This window comes from aff. Roholtiella sp. LEGE 12411 (genome assembly GCF_015206995.1).
Taxonomy (GTDB): domain Bacteria; phylum Cyanobacteriota; class Cyanobacteriia; order Cyanobacteriales; family Nostocaceae; genus Komarekiella.
Window position 1 is genome coordinate 1 of sequence record NZ_JADEXR010000064.1, and the last position, 24613, is coordinate 24613.

The following is a 24613-nucleotide window of genomic DNA, read 5'->3' on the forward strand; positions in this document are numbered from 1 at the left end:
GCCCAATGCCCAATGCCCCATGCCCCATGCCCCATGCCCAATACAGTTCGGATAAGCGCTTTTCACAGCGTAGCAATTGCTTCGGCAACTAGCTGAGAAACTAAGGGCAAAATAGCACGGCTTTTAGCGTGTGCTTTACCTTCAGTAAATACTACTAAGAGATAGGGACGGTGATCTAGTAGCTCAATATACGCAGCGTCATGGCGAACTTGACTTGTCCAACCTGCTTTTGACCAAATTTGGGCATTTTGGGGAAGACCACCGCCCAAGAAACCTGTTACTTGATCTTCCTCTACGTCGGTTGGCAAATCATCAGGGTTGAGACTACGTTTGAGCAAAGCCATCATTGCTTGCGATCGCTCACTAGATACGGTCACTCCACCGATAATACTATGTAACAATCTGGCGATCGCATTTGTTGTCAGCATATTGCGGTTTTCCAGCATCTCCCCATAAAACGCTCTCTCCCTTCCATAAGGGCCATCACACCACGTTTTTTGACAGACGTTAATTGTCTGTATTTCTTCCCATCCCAAAGACTGGTAATAGCGGTTAACAATATTACGTTGATATTTCCAGGTTTCAAATGGCCCGTTTGGTAACTCTGGCCCCGAAGTGGTACCACTCAAAATATCTATAACCAAGCTGGTAGCATCATTGCTAGAGTCTACAATCATATCTTGCATGGCTCGTTCCAACTCCTTAGAAGTCTGTTGGATCATGCCTTTGTCTAGCCATTCGTTTACCGCCACTAGGTAAAATAGCTTGACTAGACTTGCAGGGTAAATCCGCTCAACACCACGATAATTGAAACCACGGACTGGGTGGTTCCAAAAAGCGTTAGGAGTCAGAGCACCACCTGTATTAACTGGTACTGGTGGATCGTAAACAATCCAAGTCAGAGCAATTTGATTACGGGCTAACGTCGGAAAAGCTTTCCAAGTTGCCTCTAAAATGCCATTACCGAGATTTTCAAGTTGTTCGTCTTTACTAAAAAAAATCATTCTCGAATGATGTCCTTGAATCTAAAATCCAAAATCCAAAATCCCAAGTCGGGAGAGTACCAGTGTCTAGCTGACCTGAACTTATATGATTCTCCTGAATGTACGCGCTTAGCAACTCAAGCCGCATCTGGGCGACATTTGCAGGTAACATCGAATCAACAGGATTCAGCAGTTGAGGTGTATTTAAGTGAGGATGACTATCCAGGATGGGTATCTCTTTGCGATTTGGGTTTATTACAATCTGCTACTGTACTTTATCGGGCTGCAACATTTTCGGAATCTGAGATTAAAAAACTGCTATTAAGAGTCATCGACTTTACTCAAAAAGCAAGCCAACAATCAAATTACTACCTTTGGGGTGGTACGGTCGGGCCAAATTACGACTGTTCGGGATTAATGCAGGCGGCGTTTACTTCGGTAGGTATTTGGTTACCTAGAGACGCCTATCAGCAAGAAGGTTTTACCCAACCAATTCCTATTGCAGAATTAGCAGCAGGAGATCTGGTATTTTTTGGAACTAGTCAAAAAGCAACTCATGTAGGGCTTTATTTGGCGGATGGATATTATATTCATAGTTCTGGCCAAGATCAGGGAAGAAATGGAATTGGGATTGATATTCTCTCGGAACACGGAGATCCGATCAGTCAGTCATACTATCGTCAGCTGCGAGGTGCTGGCAGAGTTATTAAGAGTTACGAACCACAGAGACGCTGAGGACGCTGAAAATATGAGGAGTGGGTTGATTTCTAGTGAGATTAATCAGGAGAATGGGGCGATTCCAGCAATTGTTCCAGATGTGTCAGTAGTAGTGCCAATTCGTGACGAAGTGGAAAGTTTACCGCTTTTGCTAGAGGCGATCGCATCTACCTTATCTGCTAGTCAGTTAAGTTATGAAATCATTTGTGTGGACGATGGTTCTACAGATGGTTCTGGGGAATTTCTTAAAAAAGCAGCGCAAACACGCAATGATTTAAAAGCAGTGATTTTGCGTCGTAACTACGGTCAAACTGCGGCTATGTCAGCTGGGTTTAATTATGCACTAGGTAAAGCGATCGTCACTCTAGATGCTGACCTCCAAAATGACCCTGCTGATATCCCCATGCTATTGGCAAAGCTAGACGAAGGTTACGATTTGGTGAGTGGTTGGCGACAAAAACGACAAGATGGAGCTGTGAATCGGTTACTTCCTTCCAAAATTGCCAACTGGCTAATCCGGCGTACCACTAGCGTCAATATTCATGACTATGGCTGTTCACTCAAAGCCTATCGTGCAGAACTAGTGGCAGATATGCACCTCTACGGTGAATTACACCGATTTTTACCTGCTTTGGCATACATTGAAGGGGCAAGAATTACAGAAATGCCTGTCCGTCACCACGCCCGTCGCTTTGGTCGCAGCAAATATGGACTGTCGCGGACGTTCCGGGTGTTAATGGACTTATTAACCATTTTGTTTATGAAAAAGTTCCTCACACGCCCGATGCACGTTTTTGGGTTGTTAGGCTTGATTTCGATGGTTTCGGGGGGAGCGATCGGAATTTACTTGACTTTTGTCAAATTGGCTTTAGGCCAAATGATTGGAAATCGCCCTTTGCTGATTTTGGCAGTTCTCCTACTAGTAACTGGAGTGCAGTTGTTTTGCTTCGGTCTTTTGGCAGAATTGCTCATGCGTACCTATCATGAATCCCAAGGACGCCCCATATATCGTGTGCGGGAGGTGGTAGCAAAAAATGTTAACTAACGTAACAATAGGAATGATTGGGCATTGGGGATGGGGCATCAAGAAAGGACAGATGACTCTTGACTCTTGACTCTTGACTCTTGACTCTTGACCCTTGACCCTTGACCTTTGACCTTTGACAAAAAACTTATTAAATTGTCTCTACCTTGAAAGCTTTTAATACTTTTGACACCCGGTTGCGGTACAACCTGCTGATTTTATTTACAGCAGGTTTATTATTCTGGTCTAGCTTGGCTTCGCTGTTACCAACTCTACCGCTATATATTCAAGAGGTGGGCGCAAGTAACCAGCAAATTGGGATTGTGATGGGCAGTTTTGCCATTGGTTTATTGCTATTTCGCCCAATGCTGGGACGGTTGGCGGATAAACGCAGTCGGAAAATTGTTTTGTTGATTGGTACTATAGTAGTCGCGATCGCACCCCTTGGTTATTTGGCATTCACATCGATTCCGTTGTTAATACTGGTGCGGATTTTTCATGGCATTAGTCTCGCCGCTTTTACCACTGGATACAGTGCGTTGGTGGCTGATTTAGCTCCCGCCGAAAATCGTGGGGAAATTATTAGTTATATGAGTCTGACATCTCCCATTGGTTTAGCAATTGGGCCTGCCTTGGGAGGGTATTTAGAAGCTACATCTGGATACGCAGCTTTATTTCTAATATCTGCTGAATTAGGTTTTGCGGCGTTTTTGGGTACTTTACAAATTCCCAATCCACCAGTGCCGCAACAGGGTCAAATTGAGAGCAATAACAGCAACTTTTGGCAAATTTTGGGTAGTCCACGGGTGAGAGTTCCGGCTGTGGTGATGTTGCTGGTTGGTTTAGTGATTGGTGCTGTGCATACCTTTGTGTCGTTGTTCATTAAATCAACTGGGGTAGATTTGAATGCTGGGTTATTTTTCACGGCTGCGGCGATTTCTAGTTTTATTCTCAGGCTGTTTGCCGGTCGGGCAAGCGATCGCTTAGGACGTGGTTTATTTATTACTTTTGGTATATTGTGTTATGGATTGTCATCATTATTGCTGTGGCAAGCCAACAGTGCGATCACTTTCTTATTAGCTGCGATCATTGAGGGCTGTGGTGGTGGAACGATGTTCTCGATGATTACCACGATGATGGCAGACCGCTCACTGCCACAGGAAAGGGGACGAATTTTTGCTATATGTATAGCTGGGTTTGACCTTGGTATTGCGATCGCAGCACCTCTTCTAGGTTCTATCGCCGAACAAGTCGGCTATGGCAATATGTTTGGTTACTGTGCTATTTTAACTTTTCTGGCACTTCTAATCTTCCTTACCCAGTCTAGTAAAGACTTACCAAATTCTCTGCGCTTTGCTCTAGGTCGTGTTCCAGACGCTTACGCCTTGAAAAAAATTTAGACTGTAGAAACGCGCTTAAACGCATCTCTACAATCTTTATAATAAACGGGCGAGGAGGGATTCGAACCCCCGACACCGTGGTCCGTAGCCACGTGCTCTAGTCCACTGAGCTACACGCCCTTACCAAGAGATCATACTAACATGTCTTAACCAAATGACGCAAGAAAATTTTCTATTGAATTCTGCTGGCTTAAGCCATCTGGATCGCCAGGGACAAGCACAGATGGTTGATGTGTCTGCCAAAGCACCCACTATCCGCCAAGCAGTAGCAGTGGCCAAAGTGCGAATGCTAGCAGCAACCTTCGCCGCTATCCAAGCCGGAAACACCCCCAAAGGAGACGTGTTAGGAACTGCAAGGATAGCCGGGATTATGGCTGCTAAACAGACAGCTACTTTGATTCCTCTATGTCATCCATTGCCTTTGCAAAAAGTTGCAGTCGAGGTGAAACCCGATCCGCAACTACCTGGTTATCAAATCTACGCCACAGTCAAAACTAAGGCTGAAACTGGTGTGGAGATGGAAGCTTTAACCGCAGTTTCTATTGCAGCTCTGACTTTATACGACATGGCAAAAGCTTTAGAAAAGTCGATTCAAATTGAATCAATTCATTTGGTAAGTAAGAGTGGCGGGAAATCAGGGGATTATTCCCCGCCAGAACAATAACTTACTGGATTTCACCTATAGCTTTGTTGAGATCAGTTGGGCTTTCGTACTCATCTTCTTCTGGCAATTGCTCTAATAAAGAGAGGATTGCCTGATCAGCTCCTTGCTTTTTAGCATGTTTAATCAATGCTTGCTTATTAGCTGGATAGTCAACACCTTTTAAGTGTTTTTGTATTGCAACTGGGTTGGCTTTAGCCATGTTCATCTACCTGTAAAGGTTATTTCCATCTTCACTAGCAGATGTATTTGCTCCCTCTATCAAAAAGATGAATCATTTTTAACTCATAAATATTAAAAGGTCATCCACTCGATTGATGAACAAATGGTTAGCTTTTGATAATTTTTATATTCGCAAAATTAACTGAGATAATTAATAGTTTTGAAGAAGAAAAGGCATTAATTTATTAGAGGTTGTTTGAAAATTCTAATTTATTACTCACCGGGCGACTGGAAGTCGCGGCTACACAATCAAAACCCACCGACCTGGGTTAAAAACCCTTGATTTTCATTAATCCACGGAGGTGGACTTCTCTGCAAGACGCTGTTCGCGTTCGTTTGTGTAGTAGCGAATTCTATTCGCCTAATACTTTTCAAACATCCTCTTAGACAGTTTTCCATAAAATGACAGATATACTTTGCTGAATTTCCACATCCTGTGAAAAGTCAGGTGGTGTTTCTTGTATAACCAACCAATCAGTATTATTGAGCGCCACTGCTGTTACATCTGCTGACCCATACGCCTGAATTTATGTTGTGGCCACAGCATTAGGAACAATAATTATTGAGATTTCCTGCTTCTGATACCAGTAGATAGCAGCAGCTTGGCGCATATCGCGCACAAATTCTTCTGAAGTCAGGCGACGGGCGCTAAATACGGATTCTGGCAGGTTAATCGTGACTGACGACATTAATGGTCAAATTTCCTTATGGGAGATTGTCGGGGTCAATACCAATACCACGTAAGTATGCTGCTAACTGTTCTGCACGTTGGCGTTCTTGATCTGCACGTTGGCGTTCTTGGTCTATCAATAACTCAGCCTGTTCCGCCCGCTGATTAAGTTCCAGCGAGTTCAAAAATTTCTGTCCATCTAGACGGTAAATTACTAATTCCCCCTGGTCAGTTTCAAATCTAATTCCTAAGCGGGGGCTGACCCAACTGTCCATTTGCCATAACTTACTCAAATGGTTGTTTTGCCGCAACCAGCCATCTAGTTGAAAACTTTCAGGGTCGTATAAGTAGTATTCTTCAATACCGTAGGTATCGTAAAATTCCAGCTTGCGATCCATTTCTTTGGCATTATTACTAGGTGAGAGAATTTCAAAAACTACTTGCGGTGGGATATTATCTTCTTGCCATTGACGATAAGAACGCCGTTTGCCCTTTGGTCTGCCAAAAGCAACCATCACGTCAGGTGCAGTCGGTGCAATCAGCTGGGAACGGACGGGATACCAAAGCAAATCTCCTGCAATCAGAACATTTTCATTGTTAGCAAACAGAATCTCCAAATTCTCCTTAATCAGGACAATCCAACGATACTGCTCCGTATTGTCTGCCATTGGTTTACCGTCACTGTCGGGATAAAGGAGGTCAGGGTCTATTTGCTCAAAGATAGTCATAGGATTTAACCCAGCTGCTCTTGATTTTCAATTCGATTATGACTGGTTGTAGAGGTTTAATAGCAACCGCACCCCCAAAAACCTTAGAATAGTTAAACTGTATTCAAATTTGTAACAAATATTTATGCCTCCCCGTTGGCCTCGCAAACCCGATCGCAAAGACCCAGAGTTCCGCAAATTAGATGACCGGATGAATTTTGCTACCCATGTAGCGATCGCAGCTATTATTAATTCCGGATTATGGTTTGTCCACAACTTGAAAGCAACTACCTGGGAGTGGCTGCCGTGGTTGACGGCAAGTTGGATAGTAGTAGTGTTGGCGCATCTAATTTATATTACTGCGATCGCCAACTATACTGAAACACCATCCAAATCCACCTGAAGACGGACTACTAATGCTAGGGCGATTGTAACCTGTGGCAGTAGAATCAGCCTGGTTTATTGAGCGATAATGTAAAAAAGCCTGAGAGTTGACACTCTTTCTTGATTTAGGGTTATTTTTATGGCTAAGACTAACACCACAGAAATATTGGAAGCCCTAGCAGCTGAAATTGGCGAAAATGTCTATATAGATATAGCCAAATGGCATCTTTATTTATCTGATGCCAAACTGCATACTCTAGTTGCCGAACAGCTATTTCCCTTAATTACTTCCAATACTGTAAATGAAAACCGAGTCGTAAAAGTCTTGGAATCTATTCCAGTAAAAATTGGTGGTGGGAGAAGTGAACTTCCTTTAATCGATTTCCTACCGCTGCAATGTCAGGTCATGCTAGTAGATATTTTGGAGAAATATCAACGCGAAATATAATTACTAAATTGAAAGCATATCTTAGTTAAACAATTTACTAAGTAAACATTTCCTTACATGGTTTTGGCTTATAAATCTGTTTAACTACATAAATTTTTTGTAATCAGTCAAATTTATAAAAATCAAAGCACAGATGCGCAAAGATGAATCGTATGTCATCTCTGCATACATATTTGGTAACAATTTTCCTTAGCTATTAAGGAATTTTAATGTTCCAAACTAGGTCAAATGTGAGCAATATCTTGAGACTCATAACCAACTTTCATGCAAACATATTGAGGGTAGTTACATGCTTTTACAAATCAAAGAGTCTGGCGAATTGTTAGAAATTGAGGAAATTCAGGAATTAATCGACCCTAATAATGATGTTGTTCACGGACGAGAACAACAAGGAGAAGAAGAACAGCCACCTGAATCTTATAAAAAAGAAAATCTCGTTTTTCCTTCTGGTGAAGATTTACCACGCTGTTGGTTAGATGCAGACTATAGAAAAGACTAAACTTGGTGATTCTGAAATCGGGTAATGTATGGGATTATTGGATGAAAAACTCCATCCCCCTGGGGCATTGGGCATTGGGCATTGGGCATTGGGCATTGGGCATTGGGCATGGGGCATTGGGAATGTGGCATGGGGGATGGGGCATGGGAAAGAAGCTACCAATGCCCTATACTTGTCTACGAGAGGCTGCGCCAACGGCTTACCTCGGCTCGTGCTCCATCGAGGGATTTGTACTGAGATCCCGTCGAAGTAAGTCGAGATGCTCGTCGGCACGAGTTGCTCAGTACAAGTGCCATTCGCCCAAAGCGGCGGGGCGACTATCCCTTTCTACCCACGAGGGGATGGAGTTTTCCGTAGCTTTCAATAAATCCAATTACCTATTACCAAAATATTTGAGTCAGATTTTTTCTCTAATTATGTGCTAGTTGGCGACGCAGCTTTTTGATCTGTAGTCGCCTCTTTATTTGACTGCAATTTGGGGAAAAATGTCTGAGAAATCCAGTTAGTCAAGATGTGAGACAGTAATCCCAAAGGGCCAGCAAACAAACACAATGCTAGGGAATGAACTGTCCAAACACCTGTTTTTTGCCCTTCCCAATATATCCAACGACCAACAAACAAATCCAACACCAAAAAATGAATCCAACCAGCTGCGGCAACTTTTTCATCGGCAAAAAGTCTGGCAACATCAGCTAACTGAATATTTGCGAAATCTTGGGCGTTTTCTGGGGTAACACTGTTAATAAACAAATATAAATATGCCGCAGCTAACAGCACAAAAGGCAAATATGATTCCATTATTCGTCGTGTAACTTTCCAATTGGGCAAAAAAATCATCAAGACCCAAAAAGGCAAAACAAAAAGATTGGCAACATTAAAAACTTGAGAGATCATAAAAATGAGGACAAGGGATGAGGGGAATAATAGATTACTTACTTAGCACTCACAAAGCTACTAATTGTGATTCTATTTCTGAAGATTTCAAATCACGACCGATGAAAACTAAGCGAGTTTGTCTTGCTTCTTCTGGTAGCCAGGGGCGATCATAAAATTTATCAAATCGCGTTCCTACGCCTTGCATCACTAAACGCATGGATTTGTTAGGAACTGCCACAAAGCCTTTAATTCGGTAAATTTCTTGTTGGTGTGCCAGTTGTTGTAACTGCTTTTGCAGCTTTTCTGGGTCAAAGGCACGGTCTAAAATAAGGTGAGTTGAGGTAATTTCTTCGTCGTGGGTATGCTCTTCTTCAGTGTCGTGATGACTAGGACGGCTATCTAAGTTGTCTTCGACTGCGGCTTGGAATCCTAATAATATAGATGGGTCTAGTTGAGAGCGTAGGCTTAGCCCGCCGTAGGCATCGCTCTCAACTATCTTTACAACTCTGGGTAACTCTTGTTTAATCAACTCTTCAACTCTAAGTAGTGTCTCGGCATCTACTAAATCAGTTTTATTTAATACCACCAAATCTGCACAAGCAAGTTGGTCTTCAAACAGTTCTTGCAAAGGTGTTTCGTGTTCTAGACTATCATCTGCTTGCCGTTGGGCTGCTACTGCCTCTGGGTCGCTGGCAAATGTCCCCGCTGCAACCGCTGCACAATCTACCACAGTAATCACCGCGTCTACAGTAGCAGCGTTGCGAATTTCCTGCCAGCGAAAAGCCTTCACTAAAGGTTTTGGTAGGGCTAAACCAGAGGTTTCAATCAAAATGCAATCAATGCTATCTCGCCGCTTGATTAACTCTTGCATTGTGGGAAAAAATTCTTCCTGCACAGTGCAACATAAGCAACCGTTTGTTAATTCAAAAATATTACTGCCACCATCAGCATCATCGGGGCAAATTTGACAAGATTTTAACAATTCGCCATCAATACCGAGTTCGCCAAATTCATTTACTATAACGGCAATGCGACGTCCTTGATTGTTTTGTAGTAGGTGGCGAATTAGGCTGGTTTTACCACTACCTAAGAAGCCTGTAATCACTGTAACCGGAATTTTTGCAGCCATGTTTTTGCCTGATTTTTTCAGTATGGTAAGTTTTATGGGTTACAAACTTAAATACTGAAGATAATCTTAGTTTGAAGTTTGACTTAGTTATTTTAAGCTGAAATTCTATAAGAAGCCTCAAAATATTGGCGCTGCTATAGTAATCCGATTTGATTCGTGAACTGACTTGTAGAGACAGGGAATGGGGAATAGGGGATAGGGAATGGTAAAAAAGGGAGTTAGAGGTGTACGCAGTTCTTTCAAAAATCAAATAGGAATCCTATAGTGAGTTAAGAGTTTGCTCATTGATTAAAAATAACTGAGGGGCAATCTCCCCATGCTTGCTTGCATCAATGCAAAACAGCCAGAGGGGTATTGCCCCTAAATATTTTGAGCATTTTTAACGCTCATTCTTTCTTCAAAGACACCTAGAAACTATATTCACAAGGCTGTCTGGAAGCTTTTTCTAATTTTAACTACGACTCTGCACACCACACTCCGCACTGTCACCAAAGTTACTCAGCAGTAGCGAGTTCAGTGCTGCCGCGTGCGCGTCGCCGTGTGAGACTGTTGTACAGCATTAAACCGATCGCTTTGATCAAATTGCCTTCTAATTCTTGGAACATCTTCATGTTCGTGCCAAAAGCGGCGTTAGCTTCATCAACTATGCGATCGCTTGTAGCATCATCAATTGGCAGTTCATCCAAAGCTTGACGATATTTGGCTTTGAATGCCTTCTCGTCGGAAATTTCTTCAAATTCATAGAAGGCAGTACCTTGTCCATCAGACAGATTCATCGCTGTTTGGGCAATGCCTTTGAGAATTTGTCCCCCAGATAAATCGCCCAGGTAACGTGTGTAGGAATGTGCAATTAACAACTCCGGTTCGGTTTGAGATATTTCTCGGATGCGCTGTACATAAGCTTCACCTGCGGAAGATAATTGGATTTGCTCCCGCCAGTTAGTACCAAAGTAAAAACTTAGGTCTTTTTCTAGGGTATGCTTGCGCTCTAGCTGAGGAAAGTTGATTTTAGAAACAATCGGGTGCTGACGGTGCTTTTCCATCTCCTCTTCCATCGCTGAGTAGATGAAGTAGAAGTTAGCAACTAGCTTTCGGTAGGAGTGTTTCTCCACTACTCCTCTTAAAAAGCACTTAACAAAACCTACATTTTCTGCCATTGTGTGGGCTTTTTTAGTACCTACACGTAATTTGGTTGCTAAATTGCTGCTCATGTTAAATTTCTCAACTTTAAGAAAGTTAATTGTCAGAGTTTTGATTTTACGAACGGCTAAAAAAGCCATTAAAACGTTACCTTAGAACTTTTTGATGAGAATTTATATTAAAATTTTTTAAGCAAGCATATTTTGTACTCGCTAACACAAGAAAGGCTATAAAGCAATATAAGCACTACCTGAGAGTTTTGACTTTTTATTTTAATTAGCTAAATTTTGCTTTCATTGTTGACTACGCTGAGAAATACTTGCGATTAGTCCAAAAGTTAAGAATTACCATAGCTAACTTGGGATCTGTGGCATTGTTAAAGTGTGAACCAATACTTATAAAAGCTCAGACTAAAGTGGGAATTATTAAAGTAATAATTAGCTAGAATGTGGAAATTTTACTTTTAACATAAAAGTCAATACTTAAATTCATAAAAAATTTACATAAAAGAGACATATTTTTACGTGTTTTTGCGGAAAAATAGTTTTATTAGAATAACTTTATAGAAATAAAAATAATTAAGGTATTCTGCCAAGGTTATGGAATAAGTAGAGTAAAGTGTCAAGTGCTACTTTGCAGTATGACTGTGTGGAGTGTTTAAACTTATGGTTTCATCTATAACTCGGACTCCGGGCATTCCTGGGGGTTCTGCTTCCGAAACTAACGGATTGGGCAAAGGGATTGAGGGCAGTTTTGCATTGAATTTATTACCACTACCAGCAAGTGCTCTGTTTGGCACAGATGGCATTCGCGGACGAGTGGGAGACTTGCTAAATGCTCCCTTAGCATTGCAAGTTGGTTTTTGGGCAGGTATTGTTTTGCGTACCCATGCTGCTCAAGTAGGGCCAGTCATTCTCGGACAAGACTCAAGAAATTCCAGCGATATGCTGGCAATGGCCTTGAGTGCAGGGTTAACGGCAGCAGGTATAGAGGTTTGGTATTTGGGCTTATGTCCCACTCCTTGCGTTGCTTATCTCACCAGCATCAGTGATGCCATAGGCGGAGTCATGATTTCTGCTAGCCATAATCCACCAGAGGATAACGGCATTAAGATTTTTGGTGCAGATGGTGCGAAGCTACCCCAAGTGTTGCAGACAGAAATTGAGGCGGGGCTGCGTGGCAATTTATCACCTATTGCTAGTTTTGGTGGTTGGGGACGGCATTACTCACGCTTTGAGTTAGTAGGGAATTATAGTGAGGCATTGAAAAAACCCTTGCACAGTGCCATAAATCTTCAAGGTATGAAGATTGTTTTAGACTTGGCGTGGGGAGCAGCAGTTGGGTTAGCACCATCAGTATTTACAGAAATGGGGGCAGAAGTGATCTGCTTGCATAACGAAGCAGATGGCGATCGCATCAATGTCAACTGCGGTTCCACTCACTTAGAGATTCTGCAAGCTGTTGTACAAGAACACAATGCCAACTTAGGCTTTGCCTTTGATGGCGATGCCGATCGCGTTTTAGCTGTAGACAATACTGGGCGACAAGTTAATGGCGATTACATTCTCTATTTGTGGGGACGCCACTTGCAACAACAGCAACAACTGCCAGATAGCCTGATTATATCCACAGTCATGGCCAACTTAGGCTTTGAAAGGGCTTGGAAGCAACAAGGTGGAAACTTGATTCGTACTGCTGTAGGCGATCAATACGTGCAAGCAGAAATGGTGCGGACTGGGGGAATGCTAGGTGGCGAACAATCAGGTCATATTCTTTGCCGTCATTATGCCGTTACTGGAGATGGCTTGTTAACAGCCTTGCATTTAGCAGCTTTAGTGAAAGAGGCGGGTGTTTCGTTAGCAGAATTGGTAGATCAAAGCTTTCAGACCTATCCGCAACTATTGCAGAACGTGCGAGTCATTGATCGCGATCGCCGTTTAGGATGGAAAGATTGCCAACCTCTGCAACAAGCGATCGCCCTTGCCGAAGCAGCAATGGGTGATTCTGGTAGAATTTTAGTTCGCGCTTCTGGTACAGAACCAGTAATCAGGGTTATGGTGGAAGCTGCCAGTACGGAACTTGCTAACCACTGGACAAATGAATTAGTTTCACAAGTTCAGCAACACATAGCATAAAGAGTGCTGAGTCATGAGTAAATAGTTTGTGTGACAGACTACTAAATGTTTAGCTGTTTACTCACCACTCAACATTCAAAACTAATACCTATGGCAAAAACCAAGCAGAAATTCAAGCGCTCAAAAAAGCAGCCACAGCCAGAAACTCCTGCTCTTAGCCTCAAAGAAAGGTTAGCTCAAAAGCGTAAAGCAGCCCAAACACGTAAAGAACTCACTACCTTGCTCACCACCGCCACCTTTGGCGGTGTCTTTGTTGGCATTGTACTTTTTTTCGTAGCTGGAATTAAAGCGGCAATTCCTGGTGTACTAGGAATAATTGTCATGTCTTTTTGCTTTAAATACCCCCGCCAAGGGCTATATGCCTTCATCATTTATGTACCCATTGGGGGTACTATCACCTACTATTTGGGCAATAGTCCTATACTCCAATTAGCTAAAGAAGCCTTTTATATTCCAGCGCTGATTGGAATTTGGCAAACTTGCCGTAAACAGGGGCTACCTGTACTTATTCCCCCAGGGATTAAAATCCCGCTGTATATTGTTTTGGGTTGCAGTTTGTTAACGCTGGTGTTTGTTAATGGTGGACAGCAGTTCAACCCGCCTAGTGTCGGACTATTAGAAAAAGCACCTAACGAAATCCCCCTAGGTATGGGTATTTTGGGACTGAAAGTATTTTTAGGCTACGTACCTCTAATTGGTTGTGCTTACTATCTAGTTCGCAACAAGCGAGATTTTCTATTTTTATCGCGCTTACAGATTGTTCTCATCCTAATCTGCTGTGTACTAGGAGTTATTCAGTACTTATTACTACAAACTGGTATATGTCAAGGCACTAGAGGACTCGAAGGGGATGCCTTATTTAAAGCCACACTCGAAGCTCGGTGTTATTTTGGTGGAGCGCTAGTATACAGCCCCGAAGAAGGGGTTATCCGCCTCCCAGGAACCTTTGTAGCCCCTTGGCAATGGGCGTGGTTCTTAATTGCCAGTACCTTTTTTACCTTTGCTACAGGCTTCACCGACCCATCGATAATATGGCGGATGCTCGGTTTAGGTTCTTTGGCATTAGTCTTTATTAATTCTGTAGTTTCTGGACAGAGAATTGCCTTAGCCTTAGTACCAACCTGCTTCGCTATTTTGCTATTGCTTACTGGCCAAATTGCCAACCTCAAACGATTTATCCCCATTGGTATAGGACTTGCTTTGATTCTGGGAATTGCGATGGTGACTAACCCTGCTGTTGTGCAAGAGAGAACTGAGAGTTTTACGAGTCGTTGGGACGCTTCACCACCTCAAGATTTTATCATCCAGCAATTTGAGGAGAATTGGAAAAATGTTGATGGCCCCTTGGGAAGTGGCCTAGGTCGAGCCACTAACTCCGCTCGTGCAATGGGTTCAACTAAGTTAGTGGAAACCTACTACCCCAAAGTACTTTATGAAGTTGGAATTGTGGGATTACTAGCATTTATAGCTTTGGTAACAACTTTAACAATCATTGCCTTCAAAACGTATCGCTCCATAAAAAACCGTAATTTCCGCAGTTACGGAGCTGCTTTATGGGTGTTTATATTGTTTATTAGCTACAACACGTATTACTACCCTCTGGATGTCGATCCAGTTGCTGTCTATTATTGGTTTTTTGCGGGAGTCCTTTTTAAATTACCAGTCTTAGACAAACAAGAAAAGAAAGATGCTGATTCTCAGCAAAAAACTAAGTTAAAACACGGACAAATATAAATTTCTCAAAGTGAAATAAAAATGGTAAAAGTTATTATAGGAGGTCAAAAACACCTCAGTATACCTAATCTACCTCGTCATTCTAGACATACGCTAATTCGCCCCAAGCCTTTTCCCGCAGGCAGGTATCCAATAGAAAAAATTTGGTATCCTTTAGCCAGCTTCATTCCCTGGCAACCTTTATGGGGGAGATACCAAGCTATTCATTCTTTTAATAAAATTTTATATACAAATAAACCTTGGTTTCTCACATTTGAAGATCATCGGGTTCTATATAGAAATCCTCAAAATCAACGAGAAGCTGTAATTTATGAATTATTAAATAATCGCTTAGCACTCAATAACTGCCAAAAAATTATAGCTATCTCAGATTACGCTAAATTAAGATTAGTCAAGCGGATAGAAGGCTGGAAAATAGCAGAGCAAGTAAATAAAAAATTAGATGTTATCCATCCAAGTTTTCCTGTCAGAGTTGACTCTTATAAACGTTATCAAGAACAGCAAAATCTCCAGTTTATCTTTATAGGAAACCACTTTGCTAGAAAAGGTGGAATTGTAGCTTTAAGGCTAGCAAAAAAAGCCGAAAAACTAGGTTTACCTATTACCATACACATAATATCTGGATTGGAATATGGTTCAGGAGTACCGACAGATTTCCCTGATCGCAATAGATATATAGATGATTTCAAGTTACTTAATTTAAAAAACGTTGTTTTTCACAAAAATATTCCTAATGAAAAAGTTATTGAATTACTATCGCAGAGTCATTTTCAATTAATGGCCACATTACATGATACGTATGGCTATAGTATCATCGAAGGATTTTCAGTCGCCACTCCTGCAATTACAACTAATGTCTGCGCTTTACTAGAATTTGTTCGTCATGGTGAAAACGGATATATTTTAGAATTACCAGTTAACGAAATTAGGCACTGGAGTAATTGGCTGCACGGAGACAAAACCAAAACTGATGAATATTGGGATATCGTGAATAGCACCTATGATTATTTAGCCGAGCAAGCATTACAACAAATAATCAAATTTATTGAGAGAACAGACAAACAAGAACATTACGAATATTTAAGTGCAGGAGCATTAGCTCAAGCTCTAAATGTGCATAACTGCGAAAAACAAAATGAGTTATTCGACAATCTATATGCAGCAGCGGCGGGAATATACTGAAGTTTCCTAAAACTAATTATTACTTGGTTATCATCGTAATTGTCAAAATAGCAAAATCAGCTTAGTAGAAAAAGTATGAATAATTGCCCTTTCATTTCAGTGGTTATCCCGACTTATAGTCGAGAAGAACCGTTACGGGATAGCATTGTAGATGTTCTAAAGCAGGACTATCCAAATTTTGAAGTTTTGGTGGTAGACCAAACTCCAAAACACCAGCCAGAAATTCAAGCTTACCTAGAGCAACAGGCAGAAGAGGGTAAAATTAAATGGTTGCGTTTAGATTGGGCGAGTTTGCCAGGAGCGCGAAATTACGCTGTGCGGCGCTCATCTGGTGAAATAGTATTGTTTATTGATGATGATGTTCAGTTAACCCCTGGATTTTTAGCAGCCCATGCGAAAAACTATGTAGAAAATCCACAAGTGGGAGCGATCGCAGGGCGAGTATTTGACAGAATGAAATTGGGTGATTCTGGCGGAGATATGCAGATTGAATATTTGCCTCCCCAGGCAATGGATCCAGGCATTGCTTGGTATCATATTGACTTGGTACATACAACTAAACCCCAGCAGGTATTGACAGCCAGGGGTTGTAATATGTCTTTTCGCCGCGAAATTTTTACTAAGCACGGACTGAGGTTTGATGAGAGGTTTCGCGGTAGCGCAGTGCGAGAAGAATCAGATTTTTGTTTGCGAGTCCGCCAAACGGGATATAAGATTTGGTACGATCCAGAGGCGCATTTGGTGCATTTAGGCGAAGAAACAGGGGGTTGCCATGATATTAGTATGCGATCGCTCAAATATCAACTCACCTTTTACCACAATCATTTCCTATTAGGACTAAAGAACCTCACTGCTAGCCAAGCTTTACGTCTATACGCCCGTTTATTTGACTGTCACGTGTTGGGACGCCCACCTTGTCACAAAAGCGGCTCCCCCATTAAAATTGCTACTCGCGCCGTTTTCTACACTTTGGGATTTTTCAAAGCTTTGGGTACTGTCATTCAATCAATATGGAATGATGGTCAAATTTACAGTCGATTGGATCAACAAGTTTAGTTATTAGTTATTAGTGAATATTTGAGACTTTGGACAATTACTAAATATCCATGAAAATCTTAGTTGCTAGTCATACTTATATCGTAGACCTCAACTGTGAAAAATTACGCGCTTTATCTCAACTAAAACCGGGAATTGAAGTGACAGTTGTCGTTCCCAAGCGCTGGAAACCTGGTGGTGTGCAAAAGAAAATCATCGAAACTGAATACCGTGATGAAGGCACATTTAGAATAGTTCCAGTTACCAATTTCAGTCAAAATCATCAGGGATTACTCACATTTGGGGCTGAATTGATATCATTATTGCGACAATTTCGCCCTCAAATAATTCAGGTAGAACAAGGGTCAAGAGGACTGGCTTATAGTCAGATCATTGCTTTAAATAAACTATTAGGGCTGAGAGCAAAAAATGTCTTTTTTACCTGGTGGAATCTACCTTACAAACTAAAATTACCAGTTGCTTTATTAGAAAAATATAATCTGAATAATAGCCACGGGATTATTTCTGGTAATCAGGATGGAGCAGAAGTTTTACGACAACGGGGATATGAAGGCCCAATTAAAGTTATGCCACAACTTGGTGTAGATGAAAGTATTTTTACTCCAAAAATTCAACCAGAATCAGCATTAAAATTTGGCATTCAAACAGGAGATTTTGTAGTAGGTTATGTCGGACGTTTTGTGCAAGAAAAGGGTTTGTTAACGCTTTTGCAAGCATTAGTTACTTTAAAAGATAAGCCTTGGAAATTACTGCTATTGGGACGGGGAGAACTGCAAGCTGAATTAATCAAGTTAGTGGGAGAAAATCATCTTAAAGAACGTGTAATTTTTTTAGAAAGTGTTGCTCATGATGAAGTTCCAAATTATATCAATTTAATGAGTACTTTAGTTCTGCCTTCAGAAACAACTTACAAGTTTAAAACATTAACTGCTATTGGTTGGAAAGAACAATTTGGTCATGTATTAATTGAGGCAATGGCTTGCCAAGTACCTGTAATTGGTTCCAATTCTGGTGAAATTCCGCATGTAATTGGTGATGCTGGTTTAGTATTTCCCGAAGGTGATATTCAAGCCCTTGCTAATTGCTTAGTTCAATTAATGGACAAACCAGATTTTGCCCAGTCTATCGGTGAAATGGGTTATCAAAAAGCAATGGTAAAATACACAAATAAAGCTTTAGCTAAGCAGCAATTAGAGTTTTATCAAGAATTGTTCAATACTCATTAGTCATTAGTCATTTGACTTTATCAAAAGTCAATATATTTATGTTTTCCTCCGCCGACTTACTTAAATAAAAAATGAAAAAAAAATGCGAATCCTACAAATTGTCCCCTCAATTTCTTTGATTTACGGTGGCCCTAGTCAAATGGTATTAGGACTAGCTCCGGCGTTAGTACAAGAGGGCGTGGAAGTTACAATTCTCACAACTGATAGTAATGGCGATATTGGTCAAAAACCTTTGGATGTTCCCTTAAATCGCCCAATTAAACAAGATGGCTATGAAATAATTTACTTTCGTTGTGCGCCGTTTCGTCGCTACAAATTTTCGTTAGACTTACTAAAGTGGCTAAAACTTCATGGTCATGAATTTGACTTAGCGCATATTCATGCTTTATTCTCTCCGGTAAGTAGTGCTGCTGCGATCGCATGTCGTCAGCAAAAGTTACCTTATATTTTGCGTCCTTTGGGTACTCTCGATCCAGCGGATTTACGCAAGAAAAAGCAATTAAAACAGCTTTATGCCGCAATCATAGAACGTCAAAATTTAGCTGGTGCAGCAGCTATTCATTTTACCAGTAATCAAGAAGCCAAAATATCAGAACGATTTGGAGTATCTACGCCAGATTTGGTGATTCCCTTAGGTGTTAAAGAAGAAGGGGAGAGGGAAAGAGGGGGAGAGGGGGGGAATATCCTGCGTGAGCAGTTGAGTATTCCTGTTGAGATACCTTTAGTATTGTTTATGTCGCGAATTGACCCTAAAAAGGGGTTAAATTTGCTAATTCCGGCGCTAGAAAAGCTACTAGCAGTTGGTTATAAGTTTCACTTGGTCTTAGCTGGAACCAATCCGCAAGATCCAGATTATGAGCAAAAGATAATATCTCAGATTCAAAATTCACCACTGCGATCGCACACTACAATCACTGGTTTTGTTACTGGTGAATTAAAAGTTAGTTTACTACAAGCTGCTGATTTATTTGTCTTACCTTCGTACTATGAAAATTTTGGAATTGCTGTAGCTGAAGCGATGGTTGCAGGCACACCTGTGGTAATTTCTGACCAAGTGCATATTTGTCAACAGGTGCGTGATAGTGAATCGGGTTGGGTGGGTGCAACAGATGTACAAGCACTGGTAGAGTTACTGCAAGAGGCTTTGCAAAATCCGGAAGAACGCCAACGACGGGGATTAAATGCCCAAAAGTATGCATTGCAGCATTTTAGTTGGGATGCGATCGCTCGTCAAACAATCCAAGCCTATAATCAAATCATCGTAGCCAAAAAATAATTTCCAAAATTTACCTAAAGTTGCAGTATTTGGCTGTGGTGAATATGTCAAAGTAATGTGATGATAAGATTTGCCAATTTCTAAAATTTTGTTTCAAACAGCTAAACTCCGATTGGGTAATCGGGGTTTTGTGTCATGATGACAAAGTAGAATATACATGCCTTTTTAACTACAGGGAATCTCAAATGGCTCTCCGTCTAGGTGACACAGTACCCAACTTTACGCAAGCCTCGACACACGGCGACATCGATTTTTACGAATGGGCAGGTAACAGCTGGGTTGTGCTGTTCTCCCACCCTGCTGATTTTACACCTGTTTGCACGACCGAATTAGGGACAGTTGCCAAGCTGAAACCAGAATTTGACAAGCGTAACGTCAAGGCGATCGCACTGAGTGTTGATGATGTAGAATCCCACAAAGGATGGGTGGGAGACATCGAAGAAACTCAAAGCACCACTCTCAACTACCCAATTTTGGCAGATGCGGATCGCCAGGTTTCTGATCTTTATGACATGATCCACCCCAATGCTAATGCATCTGTGACAGTGCGATCGGTTTTCGTTATTGACCCCAATAAAAAACTGCGTCTGACTTTTACATATCCTCCCAGTACTGGACGCAACTTTGATGAACTATTGCGGGTAATTGATTCTCTGCAACTGACGGATAATTACAGCGTGGCTACACCAGCTGACTGGAAAGATGGCGATGATGTGGTAATTGTCCCCTCACTTAAAGATCCAGAAGTACTCAAGCAGAAGTTTCCTAAAGGCTACGAGGAAGTTAAACCCTATCTGCGGATGACTCCTCAGCCTAACAAGTAAATCTAAAAATGATTTCTTGGATTAGACGCAAAGATACAAAGTTATATCTTTGCGTCTTTTTGCGTATTTGCGTGAGAATAAAGTTCAGTTAAGCCTCAAAACCTGGAAGAAATAACCATGTTTTCATCCCCCTTGGTTGTGCAAATTCCGCCTTCAATGCAAATGACAGACGAACAGTTCTTTGATTTTTGCCAGGTTAATCGTGACTTACGCATTGAACGTAATAAACTTGGAGAGATCTCAATAATACCACCCACTGGTTCCCAAACAGGCAATCGAAACTTCAACATAGCTGGTCAATTGTATATTTGGACAGAACAAGACAGGACGGGCATTTGTTTTGACTCTAGTACGGGATTTAAGTTATAAACTGGTGCAAACAGATCGCCTGACGCTTCTTGGATTAGACTTGAACGGTGGAATACTCTGTCTTTAGAACAACAGGAAAGGTTTGCTCCCATTTGTCCAGATTTTGTAGTTGAACTGAGATCCTCTAGTGATAATCTCCAATCTTTGAAAGAGAAAATGGAAGAATACATGAAGCAGCCAGGGGTACAGTTAGGCTGGTTGATTGACCGCAAGCAACACCAAGTGTACATCTATCGTCCAGGAAAACCAGAGGAATGTTTAGATAATCCTGCTACCGTTAGCGGCGAGTCGGTATTACCTGGGTTTATTCTGAATATGAATAAAGTTTGGTAGGAAAAGTTTTATAAAAAAGAATTCAGGAGTCAGAAGTCAAGAGCCAGATTGACACTCTCAGGTCTCCAGTTATCTGCTGCCGATGAAATGTGCCATTCTGATGCTAATTCAGCTTCTTTAATTGTCTCAGCAATTTGATTCAAACATTCAGATATCTCTGATCGCACTTGAGCAACACGCTCTAAAAAAAACCTGCTAATCTTTTGGAAAGACTAGCAGGTAAGGCTTATCATTGATCGGAGCGGCGGGATTCGAACCCACGACCTCCACTACCCCAAAGTGGCGCGCTACCAAGCTGCGCTACGCCCCGGTCAGAATCACTATCATATAATAAAACGCTAAGGTAATCAAGAGGAAAATTTAAAAAACCTTTAGTATTCCGGTAGCTTGCAATAACCCAGGAACAGCGGAAGCATTCCATTGGCCTTCTGCACATCGTCCTGTATTCAGGATAAGGCGAAGATTGTAGGCGTGAGGATAGCCTTCTACTTCCATCCATAATAAATCGCTCTCAGCTTCACAAACAATTTTCTCTTCATCCATCAATTCAGTTGCGAGTTGCTTCATGGTGTCTGCTAACTGTGTCAATAGTCGGCAAAAATCACTCAGTTCGGCTTCAGTTAACTCAATAGCCCAATCATCTGTACCTAATAATCCTTTAAATTCATGTGCATCGGGTTTCCAGCCAATACGCCAACCAGAGCCGCTTTTAATTAGATGTTCCATTAGGATTGCGGAGTGAGGATATGGGAGTCAAAGGTTACGAGTTATTAATTTATAATTCATAACTTTACTCTTATCTCAGCAGTTGAGCACCTCCTGGTTGAGATTGCTGTGGGGTAGATGTACTGGGATTAGGCGCTGTTGTAGTGTTGGGGCTGGGGGCTGATGTGTTTTGGGTATTGGGATTAAATATGTTGACTAAGACTTGCACTAGTGTATCTCGCTGGGAGCGGTTGAGCCGTGCGATCGCAGCACGATCTCCTTCTATAGGATTTTGCTGCAACACATCATTCCCCGGATACGAATTGTCATACATTATTTCATTTGCACCCAGGTAATCAGCCAAAGTTAGCTTCCAATCCAAACGATAAATTGCGGAACGCTCTTTTGTATAAATGTGATATCTGATCAAGCGACTTACTAAAGTATTGTTTTCAGCAACTTTTCCAGTTTCTTTATTGATATACTTATTTTCTCGTGGAAAGTCGGGTAACTGCTGATATACTTTTTGCCAAACATCGCTAGGAGTGATTCTTTGAGCGATCGCCGGTTGAATACCAAATATATTTATTGATAATAATTTACTCACCCCTGAACCTAAAACGATTACACTCACCACCATTAAGGCAATCAGTAGTGCTGTTAGCTTAGTGTGGCGTAACCAGTGCTGAGTTTTTAGTGTTGAGATGATTGACCAAGGTAAAAGTTTTTTTTCTTTCATATAGCAACTATCTTGAGATAAGAGTGCTATACAGGCTCAACGCCCCGCGATCGCTAACAGCACTCTCAACTCACTACTGTTTTTATACTTCGCCGATAATTTCCGGTTGAGTCAGTTCATCGGACATCTCAATGATTGCTCTTAGGACTGGTTTCATCATGGCATCTTCGGCACTTTCAAAGTCTTCGTAACGCCGACGTTTAGCACGATTTGCCACCTGAACTGTAATGCGGTAGCGATTTGAGGCTGCACTAATCAGATCTTCAGAACGATGCATAATCTGAGATTGAGTTGTCTCGAACTTAGAACGCTTTAGCATAGTTAGTGGTTCTCGGGGACATTCCCCAGTGTAGCAGTAAAGATTGGGCATGGGGCATGGGGCATTGGGCATGGGGCATTGGGCATGGGGCATTGGGCATGGGGCATTGGGCATTGATTAGTTATTCACCTTGTTCCCCAATTCCCAGTTCCCAGTGCCCAATCCTCTTTACCCTACACCTAGGATGCAGCCACTGCGTGCGGGAACAGTCAACGTCAACTGCTGAGTTTCTTCTTTACTATTCCACTCAACCTCAGCAGTGCCATATAAAAGCTTGTTGGGTTGAGTATGCATTGTGATGTTTACATTCGCTTTTACTGAAGCTGTACCAGCGTTAACGGCGATAATTAATTCCTCTTTGTCCAAAGTGCGTGCAAAGATGTATAGTTCTCCTTGAGCATATAGAACCTGGTAATCACCTGTACGTAAAGCTGGATAAGCATGACGCAGGGAAATTAATTGGCAATGAGTATTGAAAATTTCTCGATCCCAGTTAGCTTCTAAAGGAAAGCCACGACGTGAGTCGGGATCTATAGCACCAGGTAAACCAACTTCATCACCATAGTAGATACTGGGAGCACCAGGAAAGGTAAGTACTAGTAGAGTTGCCAATTTTACACTAGCTTTATCACCACCAGCAATGGTCATCAGTCGCGCTGTATCGTGACTTGCTAGCAAATTAAGTTGAGTTAGCTGAATTTCCCAGGGGTAAAGTTGAAGTACTTCCTGGATTTTAGTCGCGTATTCAGCAGCAAATAAAGGTGGGTAGGGTTTATAATCGCGTGTCTGCACTTGTTCCAAGACTACGCGATCGCCAGCAGCAAAGGCAATTGTCGGCCCGGCAAAAAGATAATTCATCACGCCATCAAATTGCGTTCCATCCAACCACTCACGGGAATCTCCCCACACTTCCCCAACAATGTAGGCGTCGGGATTGATGGCTTTAACCCGAAGGCGAAACTCTTGCCAAAAACCAGGAGTTGTTATTTCAAATGGTACATCTAACCGCCAACCATCAATGCCGAATTTAATCCAATATTCGGCAATTTCCATAATGTATTCCCGCACTTCGGGATTATCATGGTTAAATTCTGGCAACGCCCGATTTCCAGCCCAACCCGCGTAGTTAGCAGGGAACTCTCCATTGTAGGGTGACAAGGGCCAGTCTTCAATTTTGAACCAATTTACCCAAGGGGAATGAGGGCCATTCTCTAAAACGTCATGGAAAAAGAAAAAGCCACGGCTGGAATGGTTAAAAACTCCATCGAGAACGACTTTGATATTTCGTTGATGGGCTGCGTCTAGCAATTCCTTAAAAGCCTCATTGCCACCCAGCATCGGGTCAACTAGATAATAATCGTGGGTATGATAGCGGTGATTACTAGCAGATTGAAAAATGGGTGTGAAGTAAATCGCGTTAATTCCCAGGTCTTGTATATAGTCTAATTGCTCCAAGATGCCCCATAAATCGCCACCTTTGTAACCTTGGAGTGTTGGCATAGCATCCCAATCTTCCCAACGGGTTTCATGTAATAGCCGTTTTTGCGGCTGTTTGCTTCTAGCAAAACGGTCTGGAAAAATTTGGTAGAAAACAGCGTGCTTCACCCAGTCTGGTGTTTGAATTTGCATGAATTACTTTTTGTACCTTCAGAAGCGATCGTTGCAAATACTAGCTTCTTTGTGGCTCTTACTTATGATAGAAAATTGGGTAATAGTCAAGAGTCAAAGGTCAAGGGTCAAGAGTCAGTTGTCTCATTGTCCCTTGCTTTCTTTGCTATCCGCTTATTATTTTTACACAAATGTTATTAGTCTTAAATATTTTGATTAGTCTATATTTTTTGGTTTTAATTTTTAC

27 protein-coding genes, 2 tRNA genes and 1 pseudogene are annotated in these 24613 nt (G+C 41.7%); 16 read left to right on the top strand and 14 right to left on the bottom strand.

All coding sequences use genetic code 11. The features are described 5' to 3' along the window. Positions 1 to 62: 62 nt before the first annotated feature. Complete coding sequence (locus IQ246_RS15555; protein ID WP_194004257.1) at positions 63 to 1004, bottom strand: serine hydrolase; 942 nt, start codon at positions 1002 to 1004, stop codon at positions 63 to 65. 9 nt (positions 1005 to 1013) lie between these two features. On the opposite strand from IQ246_RS15555, the gene IQ246_RS15560 reads away from it, so the two are divergent. From IQ246_RS15560 to IQ246_RS15570, 3 genes are all read left to right on the top strand, one after another. Then, positions 1014 to 1718 (top strand): C40 family peptidase, encoded by a 705-nt coding sequence (locus IQ246_RS15560; RefSeq protein ID WP_194004285.1) that lies wholly within the window; start codon positions 1014 to 1016, stop codon positions 1716 to 1718. 13 nt (positions 1719 to 1731) lie between these two features. Further along, positions 1732 to 2745 carry a glycosyltransferase family 2 protein gene (locus tag IQ246_RS15565; RefSeq protein WP_194004258.1) on the top strand — a complete coding sequence of 338 codons (1014 nt, stop codon included), beginning with the start codon at positions 1732 to 1734 and terminating at the stop codon, positions 2743 to 2745. A 146-nt stretch (positions 2746 to 2891) separates the two neighbouring features. Further along, complete coding sequence (locus IQ246_RS15570; RefSeq protein WP_194004259.1) at positions 2892 to 4124, top strand: MFS transporter; 1233 nt, start codon at positions 2892 to 2894, stop codon at positions 4122 to 4124. Positions 4125 to 4170: 46 nt separating this feature from the next. Here IQ246_RS15570 and IQ246_RS15575 read toward each other — a convergent pair. Continuing rightward, positions 4171 to 4244, bottom strand: a tRNA-Arg gene (locus tag IQ246_RS15575). 34 nt (positions 4245 to 4278) lie between these two features. Between IQ246_RS15575 and moaC the strand changes: the two genes are divergently transcribed. After that, positions 4279 to 4788: a cyclic pyranopterin monophosphate synthase MoaC gene (gene moaC / locus IQ246_RS15580; RefSeq protein WP_194004260.1), complete on the top strand. Its 510-nt coding sequence runs from the start codon at positions 4279 to 4281 to the stop codon at positions 4786 to 4788. A gap of 1 nt (position 4789) precedes the next feature. Here moaC and IQ246_RS15585 read toward each other — a convergent pair whose 3' ends face one another. The 3 genes from IQ246_RS15585 to IQ246_RS15595 all read right to left on the bottom strand — a co-directional run bounded on the left by IQ246_RS15585 (position 4790) and on the right by IQ246_RS15595 (position 6405). After that, the gene (locus tag IQ246_RS15585) at positions 4790 to 4987 is read right to left on the bottom strand and encodes a DUF2795 domain-containing protein (protein WP_194004261.1); all 198 of its coding nucleotides are present in this window, start codon (positions 4985 to 4987) and stop codon (positions 4790 to 4792) included. A 547-nt stretch (positions 4988 to 5534) separates the two neighbouring features. Continuing rightward, positions 5535 to 5696 carry a UPF0175 family protein gene (locus tag IQ246_RS15590; RefSeq protein ID WP_194004262.1) on the bottom strand — a complete coding sequence of 54 codons (162 nt, stop codon included), beginning with the start codon at positions 5694 to 5696 and terminating at the stop codon, positions 5535 to 5537. A 16-nt stretch (positions 5697 to 5712) separates the two neighbouring features. Then, positions 5713 to 6405 carry a Uma2 family endonuclease gene (locus IQ246_RS15595; RefSeq protein ID WP_194004263.1) on the bottom strand — a complete coding sequence of 231 codons (693 nt, stop codon included), beginning with the start codon at positions 6403 to 6405 and terminating at the stop codon, positions 5713 to 5715. A gap of 124 nt (positions 6406 to 6529) precedes the next feature. On the opposite strand from IQ246_RS15595, the gene IQ246_RS15600 reads away from it, so the two are divergent. From IQ246_RS15600 to IQ246_RS15615, 4 genes are all read left to right on the top strand, one after another. Further along, complete coding sequence (locus tag IQ246_RS15600; protein WP_194004264.1) at positions 6530 to 6787, top strand: 2TM domain-containing protein; 258 nt, start codon at positions 6530 to 6532, stop codon at positions 6785 to 6787. A gap of 120 nt (positions 6788 to 6907) precedes the next feature. Next, on the top strand, positions 6908 to 7216 hold the full coding sequence (locus IQ246_RS15605; protein ID WP_194004265.1) for a DUF3181 family protein: 309 nt from the start codon (positions 6908 to 6910) through the stop codon (positions 7214 to 7216). Between the two features lie 289 nt (positions 7217 to 7505). Beyond that, on the top strand, positions 7506 to 7715 hold the full coding sequence (locus tag IQ246_RS15610; protein ID WP_194004266.1) for an acetyltransferase: 210 nt from the start codon (positions 7506 to 7508) through the stop codon (positions 7713 to 7715). 41 nt (positions 7716 to 7756) lie between these two features. Then, positions 7757 to 8140 carry a hypothetical protein gene (locus IQ246_RS15615; RefSeq protein WP_194004288.1) on the top strand — a complete coding sequence of 128 codons (384 nt, stop codon included), beginning with the start codon at positions 7757 to 7759 and terminating at the stop codon, positions 8138 to 8140. Here IQ246_RS15615 and IQ246_RS15620 read toward each other — a convergent pair. The 4 genes from IQ246_RS15620 to IQ246_RS15630 all read right to left on the bottom strand — a co-directional run bounded on the left by IQ246_RS15620 (position 8130) and on the right by IQ246_RS15630 (position 10931). Then, positions 8130 to 8609, bottom strand: coding sequence for an ABA4-like family protein (locus tag IQ246_RS15620; protein WP_194004267.1), 480 nt, complete (start codon positions 8607 to 8609; stop codon positions 8130 to 8132). The genes IQ246_RS15615 and IQ246_RS15620 overlap by 11 nt on opposite strands. Before the next feature lie 49 nt (positions 8610 to 8658). Further along, positions 8659 to 9720, bottom strand: a complete 1062-nt coding sequence (gene cobW / locus IQ246_RS15625) for a cobalamin biosynthesis protein CobW (RefSeq protein ID WP_194004268.1) — start codon at positions 9718 to 9720, stop codon at positions 8659 to 8661. A gap of 117 nt (positions 9721 to 9837) precedes the next feature. Continuing rightward, complete coding sequence (locus IQ246_RS30915) at positions 9838 to 9963, bottom strand: hypothetical protein (RefSeq protein WP_255515577.1); 126 nt, start codon at positions 9961 to 9963, stop codon at positions 9838 to 9840. Between the two features lie 251 nt (positions 9964 to 10214). Continuing rightward, entirely contained in the window at positions 10215 to 10931 is a 717-nt protein-coding gene (locus IQ246_RS15630; RefSeq protein ID WP_194004269.1) for a heme oxygenase (biliverdin-producing), read from the bottom strand. 594 nt (positions 10932 to 11525) lie between these two features. Between IQ246_RS15630 and glmM the strand changes: the two genes are divergently transcribed. The 8 genes and pseudogenes from glmM (at position 11526) to IQ246_RS15670 (ending at position 20995) form a co-directional block, all read left to right on the top strand. Next, positions 11526 to 12995, top strand: a complete 1470-nt coding sequence (glmM, locus tag IQ246_RS15635) for a phosphoglucosamine mutase (RefSeq protein ID WP_194004270.1) — start codon at positions 11526 to 11528, stop codon at positions 12993 to 12995. A gap of 90 nt (positions 12996 to 13085) precedes the next feature. Next, complete coding sequence (hpsL, locus tag IQ246_RS15640; RefSeq protein WP_194004271.1) at positions 13086 to 14729, top strand: hormogonium polysaccharide biosynthesis protein HpsL; 1644 nt, start codon at positions 13086 to 13088, stop codon at positions 14727 to 14729. A 21-nt stretch (positions 14730 to 14750) separates the two neighbouring features. Next, positions 14751 to 15911 (top strand): glycosyltransferase family 4 protein, encoded by a 1161-nt coding sequence (locus IQ246_RS15645; RefSeq protein ID WP_194004272.1) that lies wholly within the window; start codon positions 14751 to 14753, stop codon positions 15909 to 15911. Positions 15912 to 15986: 75 nt separating this feature from the next. Continuing rightward, the gene (gene hpsN, locus IQ246_RS15650) at positions 15987 to 16967 is read left to right on the top strand and encodes a hormogonium polysaccharide biosynthesis glycosyltransferase HpsN (RefSeq protein ID WP_194004273.1); all 981 of its coding nucleotides are present in this window, start codon (positions 15987 to 15989) and stop codon (positions 16965 to 16967) included. 50 nt (positions 16968 to 17017) lie between these two features. Then, entirely contained in the window at positions 17018 to 18193 is a 1176-nt protein-coding gene (hpsO, locus tag IQ246_RS15655; protein WP_194004274.1) for a hormogonium polysaccharide biosynthesis glycosyltransferase HpsO, read from the top strand. 82 nt (positions 18194 to 18275) lie between these two features. After that, positions 18276 to 19469, top strand: a complete 1194-nt coding sequence (gene hpsP, locus IQ246_RS15660) for a hormogonium polysaccharide biosynthesis glycosyltransferase HpsP (protein WP_194004275.1) — start codon at positions 18276 to 18278, stop codon at positions 19467 to 19469. A gap of 185 nt (positions 19470 to 19654) precedes the next feature. Beyond that, positions 19655 to 20293: a peroxiredoxin gene (locus IQ246_RS15665; protein ID WP_194004276.1), complete on the top strand. Its 639-nt coding sequence runs from the start codon at positions 19655 to 19657 to the stop codon at positions 20291 to 20293. A gap of 117 nt (positions 20294 to 20410) precedes the next feature. Continuing rightward, positions 20411 to 20995 (top strand): annotated as a pseudogene (locus tag IQ246_RS15670) (Uma2 family endonuclease). 236 nt (positions 20996 to 21231) lie between these two features. Here IQ246_RS15670 and IQ246_RS15675 read toward each other — a convergent pair. The 5 genes from IQ246_RS15675 to IQ246_RS15695 form a co-directional block, all read right to left on the bottom strand. Beyond that, a tRNA-Pro gene (locus tag IQ246_RS15675) sits at positions 21232 to 21305 on the bottom strand. Positions 21306 to 21355: 50 nt separating this feature from the next. Beyond that, positions 21356 to 21721 (bottom strand): DUF1818 family protein, encoded by a 366-nt coding sequence (locus IQ246_RS15680; protein WP_194004277.1) that lies wholly within the window; start codon positions 21719 to 21721, stop codon positions 21356 to 21358. Positions 21722 to 21791: 70 nt separating this feature from the next. Next, entirely contained in the window at positions 21792 to 22340 is a 549-nt protein-coding gene (locus IQ246_RS15685; RefSeq protein WP_194004286.1) for a hypothetical protein, read from the bottom strand. Positions 22341 to 22521: 181 nt separating this feature from the next. Next, entirely contained in the window at positions 22522 to 22758 is a 237-nt protein-coding gene (locus IQ246_RS15690; protein ID WP_194004287.1) for a DNA-directed RNA polymerase subunit omega, read from the bottom strand. A gap of 168 nt (positions 22759 to 22926) precedes the next feature. Then, positions 22927 to 24387, bottom strand: a complete 1461-nt coding sequence (locus tag IQ246_RS15695; RefSeq protein ID WP_194004278.1) for a glycoside hydrolase family 13 protein — start codon at positions 24385 to 24387, stop codon at positions 22927 to 22929. Between the last annotated feature and the right edge of the window lie 226 nt (positions 24388 to 24613).

Coding starts and splice junctions, on each gene's coding strand:
- hpsL (WP_194004271.1), top strand. CDS start 13,086: ATGGCAAAAACCAAGCAGAAATTCAAGCGCTCAAAAAAGCAGCCACAG.
- IQ246_RS15600 (WP_194004264.1), top strand. CDS start 6,530: ATGCCTCCCCGTTGGCCTCGCAAACCCGATCGCAAAGACCCAGAGTTC.
- glmM (WP_194004270.1), top strand. CDS start 11,526: ATGGTTTCATCTATAACTCGGACTCCGGGCATTCCTGGGGGTTCTGCT.
- hpsO (WP_194004274.1), top strand. CDS start 17,018: ATGAAAATCTTAGTTGCTAGTCATACTTATATCGTAGACCTCAACTGT.
- IQ246_RS15665 (WP_194004276.1), top strand. CDS start 19,655: ATGGCTCTCCGTCTAGGTGACACAGTACCCAACTTTACGCAAGCCTCG.
- moaC (WP_194004260.1), top strand. CDS start 4,279: ATGACGCAAGAAAATTTTCTATTGAATTCTGCTGGCTTAAGCCATCTG.
- cobW (WP_194004268.1), bottom strand. CDS start 9,720: ATGGCTGCAAAAATTCCGGTTACAGTGATTACAGGCTTCTTAGGTAGT.
- IQ246_RS15695 (WP_194004278.1), bottom strand. CDS start 24,387: ATGCAAATTCAAACACCAGACTGGGTGAAGCACGCTGTTTTCTACCAA.
- IQ246_RS15595 (WP_194004263.1), bottom strand. CDS start 6,405: ATGACTATCTTTGAGCAAATAGACCCTGACCTCCTTTATCCCGACAGT.
- hpsN (WP_194004273.1), top strand. CDS start 15,987: ATGAATAATTGCCCTTTCATTTCAGTGGTTATCCCGACTTATAGTCGA.
- IQ246_RS15645 (WP_194004272.1), top strand. CDS start 14,751: ATGGTAAAAGTTATTATAGGAGGTCAAAAACACCTCAGTATACCTAAT.
- IQ246_RS15585 (WP_194004261.1), bottom strand. CDS start 4,987: ATGGCTAAAGCCAACCCAGTTGCAATACAAAAACACTTAAAAGGTGTT.
- IQ246_RS15590 (WP_194004262.1), bottom strand. CDS start 5,696: ATGTCGTCAGTCACGATTAACCTGCCAGAATCCGTATTTAGCGCCCGT.
- IQ246_RS15560 (WP_194004285.1), top strand. CDS start 1,014: ATGTCCTTGAATCTAAAATCCAAAATCCAAAATCCCAAGTCGGGAGAG.
- IQ246_RS15610 (WP_194004266.1), top strand. CDS start 7,506: ATGCTTTTACAAATCAAAGAGTCTGGCGAATTGTTAGAAATTGAGGAA.
- IQ246_RS15685 (WP_194004286.1), bottom strand. CDS start 22,340: ATGGTGGTGAGTGTAATCGTTTTAGGTTCAGGGGTGAGTAAATTATTA.
- IQ246_RS15555 (WP_194004257.1), bottom strand. CDS start 1,004: ATGATTTTTTTTAGTAAAGACGAACAACTTGAAAATCTCGGTAATGGC.
- IQ246_RS15615 (WP_194004288.1), top strand. CDS start 7,757: ATGAAAAACTCCATCCCCCTGGGGCATTGGGCATTGGGCATTGGGCAT.
- hpsP (WP_194004275.1), top strand. CDS start 18,276: ATGCGAATCCTACAAATTGTCCCCTCAATTTCTTTGATTTACGGTGGC.
- IQ246_RS15620 (WP_194004267.1), bottom strand. CDS start 8,609: ATGATCTCTCAAGTTTTTAATGTTGCCAATCTTTTTGTTTTGCCTTTT.
- IQ246_RS15565 (WP_194004258.1), top strand. CDS start 1,732: ATGAGGAGTGGGTTGATTTCTAGTGAGATTAATCAGGAGAATGGGGCG.
- IQ246_RS15690 (WP_194004287.1), bottom strand. CDS start 22,758: ATGCTAAAGCGTTCTAAGTTCGAGACAACTCAATCTCAGATTATGCAT.
- IQ246_RS15680 (WP_194004277.1), bottom strand. CDS start 21,721: ATGGAACATCTAATTAAAAGCGGCTCTGGTTGGCGTATTGGCTGGAAA.
- IQ246_RS15605 (WP_194004265.1), top strand. CDS start 6,908: ATGGCTAAGACTAACACCACAGAAATATTGGAAGCCCTAGCAGCTGAA.
- IQ246_RS15630 (WP_194004269.1), bottom strand. CDS start 10,931: ATGAGCAGCAATTTAGCAACCAAATTACGTGTAGGTACTAAAAAAGCC.